Origin of the sequence: Thiothrix nivea DSM 5205, assembly GCF_000260135.1 — a bacterium.
Taxonomy (GTDB): domain Bacteria; phylum Pseudomonadota; class Gammaproteobacteria; order Thiotrichales; family Thiotrichaceae; genus Thiothrix; species Thiothrix nivea.
Genome location: NZ_JH651384.1, coordinates 1,691,588 through 1,707,185 on the forward strand (window position 1 = coordinate 1,691,588; position 15,598 = coordinate 1,707,185).

The window sequence follows — 15,598 nt, forward strand, 5'->3', positions numbered from 1 at the left end:
TATTTATCCCTAAATAAATGAGTAGAATTTTATTGTGAGTACTTCTGCATGGCCGCCGGCACATACGTCTCCACCGGCAAACTGCCCATGTTCAACCCGAGCTTGGTCATTTGCAGGTTGTGGATACGCTTGTCGATGAACGCCAGCGTCTGGCGACGCATCAGGAAGGTGTAAGGCTGATCCTCATACATGATGCGCTCAGCCTGCTGCCACAACGGCATACGCTTGGCTTCATCCACCGTGGAACGTGCCTCATCAATCAGTTTGTCCAGTTCTGGTTTTTTATAACTGATGAAGTTATCACCATCTGCTATCGTTTGCGAGCTATGGAACATCTGGTAAATGTCCGTTTCAATCCCGCTAGTCCAACCCAGGGTAATGGCATCAAAATCCTTCTTGTTCAGGGCTTCAATCATCACTGGCCACTCTTGCGGAAACGGCTCCATCTTTACCCCAGCGCGGGCATAAAGATCCCGCAGTAGCAATACCATGCGTTTGGTGTCCTCATTGTCACCGAAATAGGTCAGCTTGAAGGCAAACGGCTGACCATTAGCGTCTTCCAGCACACCATCGCCGTTGCGGTCTTCGTAACCAGCCTCTTTCAGCAACGCCTGCGCCTTTTCCAGATTGAACTGCCACGGTTGCAAGCTGGCATCATGCTGCTTGCTGCTGTTGTTGAACGGGCTGACTGCCGGTTCCGCGTAACCGAGGTAGACATCCTTGATGATACGCTCCACATCGGTCAGGTAGCTCATCGCCTGACGCACGCGCGGGTCGGCGAAACGGGTCGGTTTGCCATTGCGCGCCTGGTTCCAACCGATGTAGCTGTAACCGGCCACCGGTGGCATATACTCGAAGTTCTGGCTCTTGCCCATGATTTGTTTATCATCCTTGAGCTTCTGGTACTCCACCGGGCGCGCCAGGTAATCGTCCAGCTCACCATTGCGGTAAGTAGTCAGACGGGCGCTGTCGTTCTGGATAATTTTCCACAGCACACGCTCATAGGAAGGCTGCACATCACCCCAGTAACGCTCGTTGCGCACCAGTTCCACATTGCCCTTGTCCGGCGTCCAGCCTTTCGGGTCCAGCAGGCGGTACGGGCCACTGCCCAGCAGCAACCCCTTGGACTCATTGAACGCCTGCGGTGTTTGCAGATACGGCTCATAGAAATGTTTCGGCATGATTGGCATCCCACCCGCCAACGACAGTGCCTCGAAATACGGCGTCTTAAACGTAAACACCACTTCGTATTTGCCGTTGGCCTGCACACCCTTGAGCTTCTCATAATAAGCGCGTTCACGTGGTGCCTGAATGGCCTCCGTCATGATGAAGTTAAAAGTGAACACGATGTCATCCGCCGTTAGCGGAACACCGTCGGAAAAAGTTACGTCGTCGCGCATCAGGAAAGTAAGGGTCAGGCCATCTTCGCTGACCTGCCAGCTTTTGGCGATCAGCCCCTCCCACTCCAGCGTATCGGGGTTGCGGGCAATCAGGCTTTCCTGGATGTAGCCCTGCACCTCAGATGCGTAGGCATCCGTCGACACCAGTGGCGTGATCGTCTTGAGGTTGGTCCCGAATGCATTCACGCTCCAGTCGCCCTGCGCATAATCCGGCTGTTGCGTCGCATTGTAGGCACGTTGGAAAGCAGTGGAAATACCCGGTGCGGCACTGCCACCGGTGGCGGCTTGCTGACGGATTGCGCCACTGCTGATGGCGGTACGCAATTCACGGATGTCGCGCGCCTGTTCCGACAGGGTCGTCTGCACTTCGGCCAGCTTGAGCCATTGGCGGTCGATCTGGTACATGGTCAACAGCAACAGCACGATAACCAGGGCAACCAACAGGTACAGCAGCCAGTTGCTGGCGCTTGATCGTTTTTGCATACGCTTGATTGTTTACTGCATAATTCAGGGGTTTCACAGCATAACACTAACCCCACCGGGGTGCAGCATTTACACAATAGGAGTTTACATGGGTTTTCTCGCTGGCAAACGCGCCCTGATCACGGGCATCGCAAGTGACCGTTCCATCGCCTACGGCATCGCCGCAGCCATGCACCGCGAAGGCGCGGAACTGGCTTTCACCTACCAGAACGACAAGCTGAAAAGCCGGGTGGAAAAGACTGCGGCGGCATTCGGTTCCAGCATCGTCATCCACTGCGATGTGGCGACCGATGAAAGCATCGAAGCCGCGTTCACGGAACTGGGCACGCACTGGGATGGCCTCGACATCGTGGTGCACTCGATTGCGTTTGCGCCCAAGGAACAGCTTTCCGGCAGTATCGTCGACAATACTACCCGCGAAGGCTCGCAGATTGCCCACGACATCAGCGCCTATAGCTTCCTGGCTTTGGCACGTTATGCCAAGCCGATGATGGCAGGCCGTAATGGTTCCCTGCTGGCATTGAGCTATCTGGGCGCAATCGCCGCCATCCCCAACTACAACGTGATGGGCATGGCCAAAGCCAGTCTGGAAGCCTCGGTGCGCTTCATGGCGGCTGATCTGGGGCCACAGGGTATTCGCGTGAATGCCATTTCCGCCGGCCCGATCCGCACGCTGGCCGCGGCAGGCATCAGTGGTTTCAAGAAAATGCTCGACTTTTTCGAGAAATACGCCCCACTGCGCCGCAATGTGACCATCGAGGAAGTGGGCAACACGGCGGCATTCCTGTGCTCCGACCTGGCTTCGGGCATTACCGGGGAAATCACTTATGTGGATGGCGGGTGGAATATCCTCGGCATGTCAGGGATGGGGGAAGAGTAACTTTCCCGCTATCGGCAACCGGGGTTCTTCCCGGTTGCACTGACGTACCCATTGCACAAACCCAGTGCTTGCCTAGAGACACAACAACCAACGATAAACATTTTTACGTGTCCGGCGTCACACTCTTTTTACATGAAAAAATTTATGCTAGATAATATTTTTTATTCGTATGCCTGTCTTATCCAATCTATCGGAGTCTGCTGTCATGTTCCGTCATCCATCACACCGCACAACAGCGTTTACTTGCCTCATGCTCTCCGCCAGCTTGCTGTTGAGTGCCTGTAGTGGTGGAAACAATCCCCCCAATAACCTCACGGCAAATTCTGACACCACTAGCGTTACTACCGACACAAGCAGTGGCAGCGACAGCGCGGATACAGGAAAAAGCGACGCAACTGTCAATACCGGCAATGTAAGCACCCCTGCTGACAACACCAGTGCCAATACAGGAACCGGCAGCAGCACCACCGACACCGCCACAGGAACCGACACCACCACCCAACCCACTGAACCACCACGTATCACCAATGCCCGGGGTGCGTTACTGGGCGGTCAACTGATCAACACCAACAGCGTGGAAGCAAGCACCGAAGCCGCCAGCGACCCGACCTCCAAGGTTCCTGCTGTCATCCCTCAGTATGCCGTCAACCATTATCGCGTGACCTACCAAACCATGGACAGCGCAGGGCAACTGATTGAAGCATCAGGGCTGGTCGCCGTGCCCCAGAAACCGGCGGGAGCCAAAAGCCCGCTGCTAAGTTTCCAGCACGGCACGATCTTCCATGACCGGGAAGCCCCCAGCAACGAGACGGTAGCCGCATCGCCTGCCAACATCGTGGCATCCTTGGGTTATGTGGTGATCGCGGCGGATTACGTTGGCTATGGCGCATCGCGCGGCAAACCGCATCCCTATTTGCAGGCAAAACCTTCCGCTATCGCCGTGGCTGATTTCCTGACCGCCGCCAGACAATGGCTAGCCGACCAGAAGATTCCCGTCAACAACCAGTTGTTCCTGACCGGCTATTCGGAAGGCGGGTACGTGACCCTCGCAGCCCAGCAAGCGCTGGAAAGCGATAACATCCCCATTACCGCCAGCGTGGCGGGTGCTGGCCCCTATGACCTGAAGTACACGCTGGATGAACTTTACGACGGCCTGCTCGACACCCTGTACACGAAACTGACCAGTTTCAGTTTCCGCCCCGGATACGCGGCCAAATACCCAGGTAAATTCGACGAAATGCTGGTCGATGCGCTACTGGAGCAGATCACACCGGATGACAGCGACATCGTTTTCGACAAAACCTTCCTGATGGACTGGATGGCCGACGATGACGCAACCATGGCCGCAAACAGCGTGCATGACTGGCTGGCTAAAACCCCTACCCGCCTGACTCACGGGCGTGATGATGAAACCGTGCCTTTCGGCAACGCCACCATCGCCCTGGACGCCATGCGGAAACGCGGCACGCAGAACATTGACCTGGCGGAATGCACTGCCACGCCTTCCAACCACAGCAACTGCATCAAACCTTACGCCCAGTTCATGGCGGAATACTTCGGCCAGTTCGCGACGGACTTATAGAAAGCCATTTATCTTAGCAGGAAACTGGCGCATAATGCCCGGTTTCCTCCTGACCCCTGAAGCCCTGAATGTCCGCAGAAACCCCTACCCTGCCCGCGTTTTCCGAACTCGGCCTCGCCGCCCCCGTCCTGCAAGCTGTGCAGGAACTGGGTTACGAAACCCCTTCCGCCATCCAGGCCGAAACCATCCCCTACCTGCTGGAAGGGCGTGACGTATTAGGTCAGGCGCAAACCGGCACCGGCAAAACCGCCGCCTTCGCCCTACCGCTGCTGTCACGGCTGGATTTGAGCACTACCGGGCCGCAAATCCTGATCCTCGCCCCCACCCGCGAACTGGCGATACAGGTGGCCGAAGCTTGCCAGAAATACGCCGCCCACCTGCCCGGATTCCATGTCATGCCAATCTACGGCGGGCAGGATTACCGCACGCAATTCCGCCAACTGGAACGCGGCGTCCACGTCGTGGTCGGCACACCGGGCCGGGTAATGGATCACCTGCGCCGCGAAACCCTCAAGCTCGACAACCTGCAAGCGCTGGTGCTGGATGAAGCCGACGAAATGCTGCGCATGGGCTTCATCGAAGACATCGAATGGATCATGGAACAGACCCCGGTCACCCGCCAGATCGCGCTGTTTTCCGCCACCATGCCGCCAGCCATCCACCGCATTGCGCAGAGCTACCTGAACAATCCGGCGGAAGTCAAAATCCAGGTCAAGACCACCACCGCCGACACCATCCGCCAGCGTTACTGGCTGGTCAGCGGCCTGCACAAGCTGGACGCGCTCACCCGCATCCTCGAAGCTGAACCGTTTGACGCATGTATTATTTTCGTCCGCACCAAGACCGAAACCGTGGAACTGGCAGAAAAGCTGCAAGCCCGAGGCTACGGCGCGGTCGCGCTCAACGGCGACATCCCGCAGAACGTGCGCGAACGCACTGTTGACCAGTTGAAAAAGGGCAAGATCGACATCCTCATCGCCACCGACGTAGCCGCGCGCGGGCTGGATGTGGAGCGCATCACCCACGTCATCAACTACGACATCCCCACTGACACTGAATCCTACGTGCACCGTATCGGACGCACCGGGCGGGCGGGGCGCAGCGGCGACGCCATCCTGTTCGTTTCCCCGCGCGAACGCTACTTGCTGCGTGCCATCGAACGCGCCACCCGCAAGCCGATCGAGCTGATGGAACTGCCTTCCACCGAAACCATCAACGACCTGCGCATTGCCCAGTTCAAGCAACGCATCACCGACACGCTGGAAGCCGAAGACGGCCTCGACCTCTACCTGCAACTGATCAGTGACTACGAACGCGAACACAACATCCCCGCCCTCGAAGTCGCCGCTGCCCTCGCCCGCCTGCTGCAAGGCGACGAACCGATGTTGCTGGAAGAAAAACAGAAACACCCGGCCTACAACCCCGCCGACCCCGAGCCACGCAAACAGGGCAAAAAGAAAAGCAACGCCAACACCTCAGCCTTCAGCAGCGACGAAGACAGCATTGAAATGCAGCGCTACCGGCTGGCAGTGGGGCGCGTGCACGGCGTCAAGCCGGGCAACATTGTCGGCGCGATTGCCAACGAAGCCGGGCTGGACAGCCGCTACATCGGCTACATCGACATCCAGCAGGATTTCAGCCTGGTCGACCTGCCAGCGGGGATGCCGAAAGAAATCCTCCACGACCTCAAACGGGCGCGGGTCGCCGGGCAAATGCTCGACATTGCCCTGACCGACGAAGCCGCCGCCGACTATTCCCCCAGCCGCAGCAACAGCGGCAAGCGCAAGGAACACCGGGAGCGCGACCGCAGCGAGCGCCCGCCCCGCAGTGACAAACCGACTGGCGCAGGCAAACCGCGTTTCGGCAAGGAAAAACCCAAGTTTGGCCGCGACAAAGACAAACCGCGTTTCGGTGGCGACAAGCCCAAAGCAGGCAAGAAAAAAGCCCCAAACAAGGACAAGGGCAAGCCGAAACGGTTTCAGTGAAGTGAAGAGGGCGTATCGCATACGCCCTCTTTGGGGTGTTATTTCATGCACGTTCCTTACCCGGCAACAAATTCCCACGCTGCACATCCGGCAGGATATAACGGATGCCCAGCGCCGCATTCCCCAACGCCAAATCCCCTTCCCTAGCCAGCAAATCCAGCACCACCTTGCCGCCATCTTCCAGCGTGAGAGTGATTTTGCCTTGGCTGTCACCCTTGCCATCCCACGGCTCCAGGCGAATGGCGTCAGCGGATTGCCAGTTTTGCAGGGTTTCGGCCTTGGCTGTGTAACCTGCCGGTAAATCCACACTTTTCAGCTTGCCGCCTTCCGGAACCAGCTTGTTGGACACCAATTCCAGCGCCTCACCAGTCAGCAGGCCATACACCGCTTCCGACGCCAGCTTGAGCTTGCCTCCAGTCAGGATGTAACGCTTGTTGGATACCGGGTTTTCCGCGCCGAACAGCAGGCTCTTGCCGTTGAACACCACACTGACGCTGCCGGGTTCCAGCCCATATTGCTTGAGGTTTTTGCCTGCGGCGTCATAGCTGGCGTCCACCGGCTCAGCCAGCAGGGTGAAAAGCTGGGCGATGCGGGCGGGGTTGGCGTCCGCCTGTTTGGGTTCCAGCATCCGCCAGCGTTCGCCTTCCCGTTGCAGGCGGATGATGTCCTGCGTCCCAGCCCCCGGATTGCGGGTAATGGTGACTTCAGTGACATCCCCCTGCGTCAGGCTTAGCAGGGTTTCAGGCTGCTTTTGCGGCTGGCTGGAGTTCCACCAGGCCAACGCCCCCAGCCCCGCCACCAACAACAGCAGGGTAAGGTTCAGCAACAGGCGGCGTGTCTGGGCGGAAATGGCCATCAGCGTTTCCTCCTGCGCCACCAAATCAGCAAACCGGTCAGCAGCAGCCCCAGCGGCAACACAAACAGGAAAAATACCGCCAACACAAAACCGGTGGTTTCGCCAATATCCAGTTGGGTGTCGGGGGCGCGGATAACGGGTATTTCCAGCAATTTGTCATCGGCACTCAGCCAGTTGAACAGGCTAGTGGCAAGATCGAGGTTTGCCCCCTGCCCGATGAAACTGTTGAGCATGAAATCACTGTCGCCGATCACCGCCACCCGCTGTTCACGCGGCTTAGCGTCAGGTTGGCCGTCGGATGCCTCCAGCGTCCGGGTTTCTACAACGCCAATCGGCAATGGCCCGGCCTGATCGCCGCTACCTTCGTCGAACTTCACCGCGCCTTCCAGCGAACCGCTGCTTTCCAGCCAACTGGTCGGCAGGGTCATGAGGAACTCATCCGCCTGCCACGCCAGCGAGCCATCCTTTCCACCTGCCTGCGGGTCGCGCGCGACCATGGTGGCGAACGGAAACACGGTTTGCATCCCCGTCAGCTTTTGCACTACTTCCGACTTGCCATAATCGACGATGGGGATCACTGCCGGATGGTTGATGCCCAGCAACTGCTGCAACGCCTGGTTCGCATCCACCACCGTGCCGTCGTAGATTTGCAGCCCCAGCAACTCTTCCAGTGCTTGCAGGCCATGCAGGCCGCCGGGGTCTTGCAACCACAACAGATTGCCGCCCTGTTCCACATACTGTTTCAACACATCGGCTTCGCCGGGCAGTAAATCCTGCTGCGGGGATGCGATGACGACGAAACTGGCATTCTGCGGCAGCGACTGGGTACGCACCAGATTGTGTGGCTGAATGCTGAAGCCATTACGTTGCAGGTTGGCGACCAGTTGCGACATGCCAGTCGATTCCTGCGCCAGCGGATTGCGTTCGCCGTGGCCTTCCAGGAACAGCACCAGCCGTTCCCCACCCCGGCTCATGCGCTGGATGGCGTTGGCAATGATGTCTTCGCCCGTCGCTTCCACCACCTCGCTGCGGTCACCAAGATGGATGGCAAGCTGCCCGGCGTACTGGATGCCATCCTGCTTCGCCCGCGCCGGGTCAAGGTCAGGGTTGACGAATTCGATGCTGGTATCCGCCTTGATGCGCTGGTATTTGCCCGCCATCTTACGCAACTCGGCCTCCAGATCGGGGCGGTCAGGGATGTAGGCGATGAAAGTCAGCGGCTTGTCCAGACTTTGCAGCAAGGCTTGGGTAGGCAGGGAAAGGCTATTGCGCGCGCCGTAAGTCCAGTCGGACTCGAACTTGAATTCGCGCCCGAAATAGCCCAACAACCCGATCACCAGTACAAACAGCAGATAGAAAACCCCGTTTTGCAGCCCGATCCAGCGGTGGGTCTTTTTACTCATTTTCATGTTGGTCTACCCCTGCAAGCGGTCGTTGTCGAGTTTGCGGATGGTCAGGATCAGGAACCCGCCAATAAACAGCAGGTAATACACCAGGTCGCTGCTATCAAACATACCATCCAGGAACGACAGGAAATGCCCGAAGTGCGACAGGTAAACAAACACTTCACTGCCCGCCCCTTGGGAATTACCGGAAATGTACAACACCACCAGGAACAGCAGCAAACCAAAGGTCGTCACCGCCGCAATCACCGGCTGCCTGGCCAGCGCCGACAGGAACAAGCCCGCCGCCGCGAACGAAGCCAGCAACAACGCCAGCCCCAACGCTGCCGCCGCCAGCTTGCCCCAGTCCAGCCCCGTGCCAATGGAGAGGGAAAGCGGCATCAGGCTGAGCAAACCGACCATCAGCAGCACAAAACCCAACACGCCGAGGTATTTTCCCAGCACAATCTGTGTACTGGATAGCGGCGAAGAAGTCAGCAACGGCAGGGTCTGGTTCATGCGTTCTTCGGCAAACTGGCGCATGGTGATCAGCGGCATCACCGCCAGCATGATGAAACCCGCCCACAGGTACAGCGCCGACACCACCATGTCGCTGATACCCGGCGGGTCTTGCATCCCGGCCACTTGCGGCTGGATCAGGGTCAGGTATTCGTTCAAACCCAGCAGGAACACCCAAGCGAGGATGAACAACACCACGGCGAGGATGCTCCACGCCAGCGGCGATACAAACATGCGGCGGAATTCCATGCTAGCGATAGCCCAGATAGCGTTCATGCAGCGGCCTCCTCTGTTTGCCCTTCCCCGGCTTCGCGGAAAATCAGGTCAAAGAACACCTGTTCCAGCGACTCCACCCCCTCCAGCGTATTGTTGAACACGGTTTTGCCACGATTGAGAATTTGCACCCGGTCGCACACCGCCTGCACTTCCGGCAGGATGTGGGTGGAAAGGATGATGCCGTGTTCCTGCCCCAGTTCGCGGATCAGGCTACGGATTTCGCGGATCTGGATCGGGTCAAGGCCAACGGTTGGCTCGTCGAGGATGACAACCGCCGGGTTATGCAGGATGGCTTGCGCAATCCCCACCCGCTGGCGGTAGCCCTTGGAGAGGTTGCCGATCAGGCGTTTGCCGACATCTTTCAAGCCGCAACGTTCGCTGGCACGTTCCACGCTACCCTGACGTTGGGCAGCAGGCACATTGCGCAGGCGGGCGCAATAATGCAGATACTCGCTCACAGTCAGGTCGCGGTAAACCGGTGGCTGTTCCGGCAGATAACCGATCTGCTGCTTGGCCTTGCGCGGCTCATCCAGCAAATCCACATCATTGATATGGATTTCACCCGCAGTAGGGGCAAGGTTACCGGTCAGCATCTGCATGGTGGTGGATTTACCCGCGCCATTCGGCCCCAGCAGACCCAATACCTCACCCTTGCGTAACTCAACGTCCAAATTAATTACTGCACGGTGGTCACCATAGTCGCGTGACAAGCCGGTTGCGGTTATGAGCCTATCCTGATGATTTATCATGTAATTGCCCTAATTTTATTCAGTTTTCATTAATATTTCTGATAAAATGAAATATATATTCTATGAATGGAAGGGTTGAACTTGCGAGTATATCGAATAGACTCTGGAATTGGTAAGCGGGCGGCTGATATATCTCACAAAAATCAACCACCCGTTTATGCACTTTTTTTGGGCTGACATAAAGGGTACTACGATCATGGGTGTCTATACTGAACGAAGCTGGTTCCTGCTCCAAAGCAAGCCGCACAAAGATGAACTGGCGGAAGCGCATCTGCGCAATCAGGATTACGAAGTCTACCGTCCACTGGCCAAACGCCTGCGCAAACAACGCGGCAAAATGGTGAAAATGACGGAATCGCTGTTTCCCCGTTACATGTTTATTTATCTGGATCAGGGTATCGAAGATAACTGGGGGCCTATCCGCAGCACCACCGGGGTCAGCTCCATTGTGCGTTTCGGCAGGGAATGCCTGCCGCCACCCGTGCCTACCCCCCTCATCCTGTCGCTGAAAGCCAATGAAGATGAATTGGGTGACCGCGCAATTGACCTTGACCGTTTCCACAAAGGCGACAAAGTCATTATCACCGAAGGGCCATTCAAGGGCTTGCAAGCTGTTTTCCAGCAATACGATGGCGATAACCGTGTTTACATCCTGATGCATCTCCTAAATACCAAGCGCCCCAGCAAAATGGCCATTTCACCGGCTCACTTGTTGGCAGCTTAATGGTTTAGCAAGCGCCCGCCATCCACAGGTAGCACTTGGCCGGTAATGTAACCAGCATCACGCACCAGGAACAGGATGGCTTTGGCAATGTCTTCCGGGCTGCCCTCGCGTTGCAGGGCAGTGCGGGCAATGATGTCGGTGTGCATGGCGTGGTTTTCGCTCATTTCCGGCCACAGGATCGCACCGGGGGCAACGCCGTTGACCCGTACATCCGGCCCCAGTTCGCGGGCGAGGGATTGGGTCAGCATCAGCAAACCCGCTTTCGCCACGCAATAGGCGGTGTAACCTTTTAGCGGGCGCATCCCATGGATATCGACCATATTGATGATGCAACCTTGGCTGGCCTGCAAATGCGGTGCGGCAGCTTGTGCCATGAACAGCGGCGCTTTCAGGTTGGTGCCGATCAGGTCGTCGAATTGCTGTTCGCTCAGGGTGTCCAGCGGCGTGGGGTAGAACGAGGATGCGTTATTCACCAGCACATCCAATTGCCCGGTTTGTTCCAGCGTTTGCGCCACGATGCGGGGAATGTTTGCTACATCCAGCAAATCCCCCTGCACCAGGAAACAGGAAGCATGCCTGATGGCATTCAGTTCCGCCTGTAGTGTTTCCGCATCCTGTGATGAACGGCGGTAGTGGATTACCACGTTTGCACCTGCTGCGTGCAAACTGCGGGCGGTTGCCGCGCCGATACGTCGGGCAGCGCCTGTGAGCAACGCTACCTTTCCTGCCAATGTCGCCATGCCATACCTTCTGTTAAGCTTTATGTTTTTCCTCATGATAACCCGACATGCACTTTACTGACACATTACCCACACCGCCAGCCGAGGCTTTGGCGCACAGCGAACAGCTGGCACAGCACATTCGTGCAGCCATTGCAAGCCACGGCGGCAGCATTCCGTTCCGCGAATTCATGCGCATGGCGCTGTATGAACCGGGGCTGGGGTATTACGTGGCGGGCTTGCGCAAGATTGGGGTGGAAGGCGACTTTATCACCGCACCGGAGATTTCCCCGCTGTTTTCGCAGTGCCTCGCCAACCAGTGTGCACAAGTGCTGGCAGAACTGGGGGGCGGCGACATGCTGGAGCTGGGCGCAGGTAGCGGGGTGATGGCAGCGGATATGTTGTTGCGGCTCGAGAAACTGGGTTGCCTGCCGCAGCGTTACCGGATTCTTGATTTGAGTCCGGAATTGCGTGACCGGCAGCGGCAGACCTTGCAGGCGAAAGCGCCGCATTTGTTGGCGCGGGTGGAATGGCTGGACGCATTGCCGGAAAAAACCATACGCGGGGTTATAGTGGGAAATGAGGTGTTGGATGCAATGCCGGTGGAGGTGTTTCAGGTTACGGAAGGTGAAATGCATTCTGTGCATGTGAAACTTGAAGGGGATAATTTTGCATTCACAGCAAGAAACCCCTCCCTAACCCTCCCCTTATCAGGGGAGGGAACGAAAGCGGGGGAACATCTGGCTCCTCCCCTGACAAGGGGGGGCTGGAAGGGGTTTCTTTCCTACACCTCCGAATACAACCCCGCCCTGCCCGGCTGGATGCGCAGCATGGCCGACACGCTGGAGGCTGGAGCATTGCTGCTCATCGACTACGGCTACGAGCAGCAGGACTACTACCACCCCGACCGCAACGAAGGCACGCTGATCTGTCACTACCAGCACCGCGTTCATAACAACCCGCTACTATACCCCGGCTTGCAGGACATCACCGCCAGTGTGGATTTCACCGCCGTGGCCGCAGCAGGCGTGGATGCGGGGCTGGAATTGACCGGTTACACAACACAAGCAGCTTTCCTCGCCAGCAGCGGGCTGGAGGAACTGTTCATTGCCGCGCTGGATGCCAATCCCGACAACCAGTACCAATTGGCACAGCAGGTACGCACGCTGAGCCTCCCGTCGGAAATGGGCGACCGTTTCAAGGTCATCGCACTCAGCAAAGGATTTACCCCGCCCCTGATCGGCTTTAGACTCGCCAACCGGAAACAACATTTATAACCCATAAGGATTAATTTTATGGACATCATCCATGCCATCATTTTAGGCATTGTGGAAGGCATCACGGAATTCCTGCCCATTTCCTCCACCGGCCACATGATCGTGGTGGCCGACTGGTTAGGGATACCGCGCGAATCACAAAACACTGCCTTCGAAATCATTATCCAGTTTGCCGCCATTTTTGCGGTTATCGCCAATTACACCGACAAGTTTCACCCCAGGCACCTCAAGTTATGGGTCAAGGTGCTAATTGCCTTCCTGCCGATTGCCGTCATCGGTTTTCTATTTGCTGACCTGATCGAAAGCCTGTTTGATGTCAAAATCGTGGCCTGGATGTTTATTATCGGTGGGGTCATCTTCCTGCTGTTGGAACACTTCTACCGTGACAGCCCGCACCGCGTGCATGACATGGAAAACATGAGTTTCCAGCAGGCTGCATGGGTGGGCTTCGCACAGATATTCGCCCTCGTTCCAGGTACTAGCCGCGCCGGAGCCACCATTGTCGGCGGTATGCTGGCGGGACTTGACCGCAAAGCTAGCGCCGAGTTCTCTTTCCTGCTGGCACTGCCGGTGCTTGGGGCCAGTTCCGCTTACTCGCTGCTGAAACATTACGATGAATTTGCCAGTACCAGCTTCGCACCGCTCATTGTGGGCTTTGTGGTGTCGTTTGTGGTCGCCTACCTGACCATGAAAATTTTTCTGGGCTTTCTGGAAAAGTTCACATTCCGGACATTCGGGATTTACCGGATTCTGTTTGGTCTGCTGTTGTTGTGGTGGCTGGCATAAGCGCACATAGCCCTTTACCTGCCGCCGTCAATCCACGGATTTGTACGGCGGAATAGCTGCCGCTGGCAGTATCCTTGCGGTGGCCGACCCGTGCCAGCACGAAACCGGCGCGCTCCCAGAAGCGTAACAACGCCGACGTCATCGCATAGCTGACGCCGATGTAGTCTGCGCCGCTGCTTTCCGCATATTTCACCAAGTGTTCCAGCAATTTTGAGCCTAGCCCCTGCCCTTGCAGGCCGGGGTGGACGGCTATGCGCATGACACGTTCGCAAACCCGTTGCGCAGCCCCGGCAATTCCGGCGTGGAAGGTCAGGGTTTGCGGGATGGGGTGGCCGTGCGGGCGGCGTTTGCCTGCGTGGATCGCAGCGGTGAGGTCGGCATCCAGCCCGCCTTCACGGGATAGCAGGGCGACAGCGACGATTTCACCCGCCAGTTCCAGGATGTGGATGGAAATGCCGGGGGCATCAAGCATCTGGCGCAGGTCGGAGGGGCGGGTCTGGTAGTGGGCTGTCACCAGTAGGCCGAAGAGTTGGCGCAGGAGGGGTTCGTTTTGGGCGAGATCATGGCGGTTTAACAACCGATATTGGCAAACAGGGCAGACACAGGGGTCTGCTCCTACCGGCGCACGTAGGGGCGGCCCCCTGTGGCCGCCCTCTTCCAAATCCACGTCCAGCAGCAGCGCGTGATTGATAAAATGTTCCAGCGGGTCGTTTTCGGCCCAACGGATAGGCTGGTACAGGCGGATGGATTGCCAGCCAGGTGCAATCACATCCAGCCGTTTCTGGAAACGCAGGATGAAGCCGCGCCCGCTGCCTTCGTAGCCGTGCAAGGTGGTGGAAAAAACGCAACGCGGGTAGTGTTCCAGCATTTGTAGCAGCAGGGTAACGGGAATGGCAGCGGCCTCATCCACCATCAGCACATCGGCTTGCGGCAGAGTTTGCAGCAGGTCGTCGGGGGCGAAGAAATCCGGTGGGTTTTCGGCGTGTTTGAAGACGGATTCGACCGTGGCGCGGGAAGGTGCTGTCAGCAGCACCCCTTTCCCTTCCGCGATTAGCTGGCTGGCAGCCATACCCAGTGCAGCAGATTTACCCCGCCCTCGGTCTGCTATTAATACCACCGGCATTACCGAATGAAGAATGGCCTGAATGGCGGAACACTGATCGTTTTGAGGAGGGCGAATGCAATTCGCCCCTACAATCTTCCGTAGGGGCGAATTGCATTCGCCCTCTTCTCCTCGCCATGCATCCAACAACCCAACAAACCGCCGTAAAAACCGCCCTTCCACCGCCCCAGGCTGGAAAGGATACGGCAAAAACCGCCGGTAATCCGGGTCAGGAAACCCCGCCCATTCAGCCAGCGGCGGCGTTAGCAGGTAAAAGGTTCCCCCCCCACGCAAGGTTCCACTGATCGCGGCAAACGCATTCACGTCGAAACCGCTATGGGCATCGAACACAACCGCATCGGTTTCTTGCCCGAGCATGACGCGGGCTTTATTGGCAGGCAACGCCCCGGCAATAACGGGAGCCGTCGTAATCCAGATGGCATTAACACCAACAGGCAGCAGGGCTTGCGCCCGTTGCAGGCACTCCGCCTGCTGCCCGGAAATGACCCGCAGTTGACGCGGGAGGTCGTTTATACCGCGTCCCGCCCGCTTTCACCGGTACGGATGCGAATGGCTTGTTCGACCGGGAACACGAAAATCTTGCCGTCGCCAATCTTGCCGGTGTGGGCCGCTTTCTGGATAGTTTCGATACAGCGGTCAACATCCTCTTCCTTGACCACGATTTCCAGCTTGACCTTCGGCAGAAAATCGACCACGTATTCCGCGCCACGGTACAGCTCGGTATGGCCTTTCTGACGCCCGAAACCCTTGACTTCGATGGCTGTCATGCCGGTTACGCCAATTTCCGTCAACGCCTCACGCACGTCATCCAGCTTGAACGGTTTAATGATGGCCTGAATTAGTTTCATGCTTGCTCC

At 57.4% G+C, this 15,598-nt stretch carries 14 protein-coding genes; 6 read left to right on the top strand and 8 right to left on the bottom strand.

Annotation, left to right across the window (positions count from 1 at the left end):
* Window positions 1-29: 29 nt before the first annotated feature.
* The gene (locus THINI_RS08555) at window positions 30-1,883 is read right to left on the bottom strand and encodes a peptide-binding protein (protein WP_002708202.1); all 1,854 of its coding nucleotides are present in this window, start codon (window positions 1,881-1,883) and stop codon (window positions 30-32) included.
* Between the two features lie 88 nt (window positions 1,884-1,971).
* Between THINI_RS08555 and THINI_RS08560 the strand changes: the two genes are divergently transcribed.
* The 3 genes from THINI_RS08560 (at window position 1,972) to THINI_RS08570 (ending at window position 6,330) form a co-directional block, all read left to right on the top strand.
* Window positions 1,972-2,763, top strand: a complete 792-nt coding sequence (locus THINI_RS08560) for an enoyl-ACP reductase FabI (RefSeq protein WP_002708203.1) — start codon at window positions 1,972-1,974, stop codon at window positions 2,761-2,763.
* A 205-nt stretch (window positions 2,764-2,968) separates the two neighbouring features.
* Complete coding sequence (locus tag THINI_RS08565; RefSeq protein ID WP_002708204.1) at window positions 2,969-4,345, top strand: alpha/beta hydrolase family protein; 1,377 nt, start codon at window positions 2,969-2,971, stop codon at window positions 4,343-4,345.
* Between the two features lie 68 nt (window positions 4,346-4,413).
* Window positions 4,414-6,330, top strand: coding sequence for a DEAD/DEAH box helicase (locus THINI_RS08570; protein WP_002708205.1), 1,917 nt, complete (start codon window positions 4,414-4,416; stop codon window positions 6,328-6,330).
* Window positions 6,331-6,373: 43 nt separating this feature from the next.
* Here THINI_RS08570 and THINI_RS08575 read toward each other — a convergent pair whose 3' ends face one another.
* From THINI_RS08575 to THINI_RS08590, 4 genes are read right to left on the bottom strand one after another with little or no spacing between them, the layout of a single operon-like run.
* A complete protein-coding gene (locus tag THINI_RS08575; RefSeq protein ID WP_002708206.1) occupies window positions 6,374-7,186 on the bottom strand; it encodes a DUF4340 domain-containing protein in 813 nt (270 codons plus the stop codon).
* Complete coding sequence (locus tag THINI_RS08580; protein ID WP_002708207.1) at window positions 7,186-8,595, bottom strand: GldG family protein; 1,410 nt, start codon at window positions 8,593-8,595, stop codon at window positions 7,186-7,188. The genes THINI_RS08575 and THINI_RS08580 overlap by 1 nt, the downstream gene beginning before the upstream one ends.
* Window positions 8,596-8,601: 6 nt before the next feature.
* A complete protein-coding gene (locus tag THINI_RS08585) occupies window positions 8,602-9,363 on the bottom strand; it encodes an ABC transporter permease subunit (protein ID WP_002708208.1) in 762 nt (253 codons plus the stop codon).
* The gene (locus THINI_RS08590; protein ID WP_002708209.1) at window positions 9,360-10,112 is read right to left on the bottom strand and encodes an ABC transporter ATP-binding protein; all 753 of its coding nucleotides are present in this window, start codon (window positions 10,110-10,112) and stop codon (window positions 9,360-9,362) included. Before THINI_RS08590 ends, THINI_RS08585 begins: the two co-directional genes overlap by 4 nt.
* A gap of 196 nt (window positions 10,113-10,308) precedes the next feature.
* Between THINI_RS08590 and rfaH the strand changes: the two genes are divergently transcribed.
* A complete protein-coding gene (rfaH, locus tag THINI_RS08595; protein ID WP_002708210.1) occupies window positions 10,309-10,836 on the top strand; it encodes a transcription/translation regulatory transformer protein RfaH in 528 nt (175 codons plus the stop codon).
* Here the strand turns inward: rfaH and THINI_RS08600 are convergent.
* Window positions 10,833-11,576: a pteridine reductase gene (locus THINI_RS08600; RefSeq protein WP_002708211.1), complete on the bottom strand. Its 744-nt coding sequence runs from the start codon at window positions 11,574-11,576 to the stop codon at window positions 10,833-10,835. The two genes, rfaH and THINI_RS08600, sit on opposite strands and share 4 nt — an antisense overlap.
* A 47-nt stretch (window positions 11,577-11,623) precedes the next feature.
* On the opposite strand from THINI_RS08600, the gene THINI_RS08605 reads away from it, so the two are divergent.
* Window positions 11,624-12,832: a class I SAM-dependent methyltransferase gene (locus THINI_RS08605; protein ID WP_002708212.1), complete on the top strand. Its 1,209-nt coding sequence runs from the start codon at window positions 11,624-11,626 to the stop codon at window positions 12,830-12,832.
* 18 nt (window positions 12,833-12,850) lie between these two features.
* Complete coding sequence (locus THINI_RS08610) at window positions 12,851-13,618, top strand: undecaprenyl-diphosphate phosphatase (RefSeq protein ID WP_002708213.1); 768 nt, start codon at window positions 12,851-12,853, stop codon at window positions 13,616-13,618.
* Here THINI_RS08610 and THINI_RS08615 read toward each other — a convergent pair.
* Together THINI_RS08615 and THINI_RS08620 are read right to left on the bottom strand one after the other, a co-directional pair.
* Complete coding sequence (locus THINI_RS08615) at window positions 13,551-15,254, bottom strand: tRNA(Met) cytidine acetyltransferase TmcA (protein ID WP_002708214.1); 1,704 nt, start codon at window positions 15,252-15,254, stop codon at window positions 13,551-13,553. The two genes, THINI_RS08610 and THINI_RS08615, sit on opposite strands and share 68 nt — an antisense overlap.
* Complete coding sequence (locus tag THINI_RS08620) at window positions 15,251-15,589, bottom strand: P-II family nitrogen regulator (RefSeq protein WP_002708215.1); 339 nt, start codon at window positions 15,587-15,589, stop codon at window positions 15,251-15,253. Before THINI_RS08620 ends, THINI_RS08615 begins: the two co-directional genes overlap by 4 nt.
* Between the last annotated feature and the right edge of the window lie 9 nt (window positions 15,590-15,598).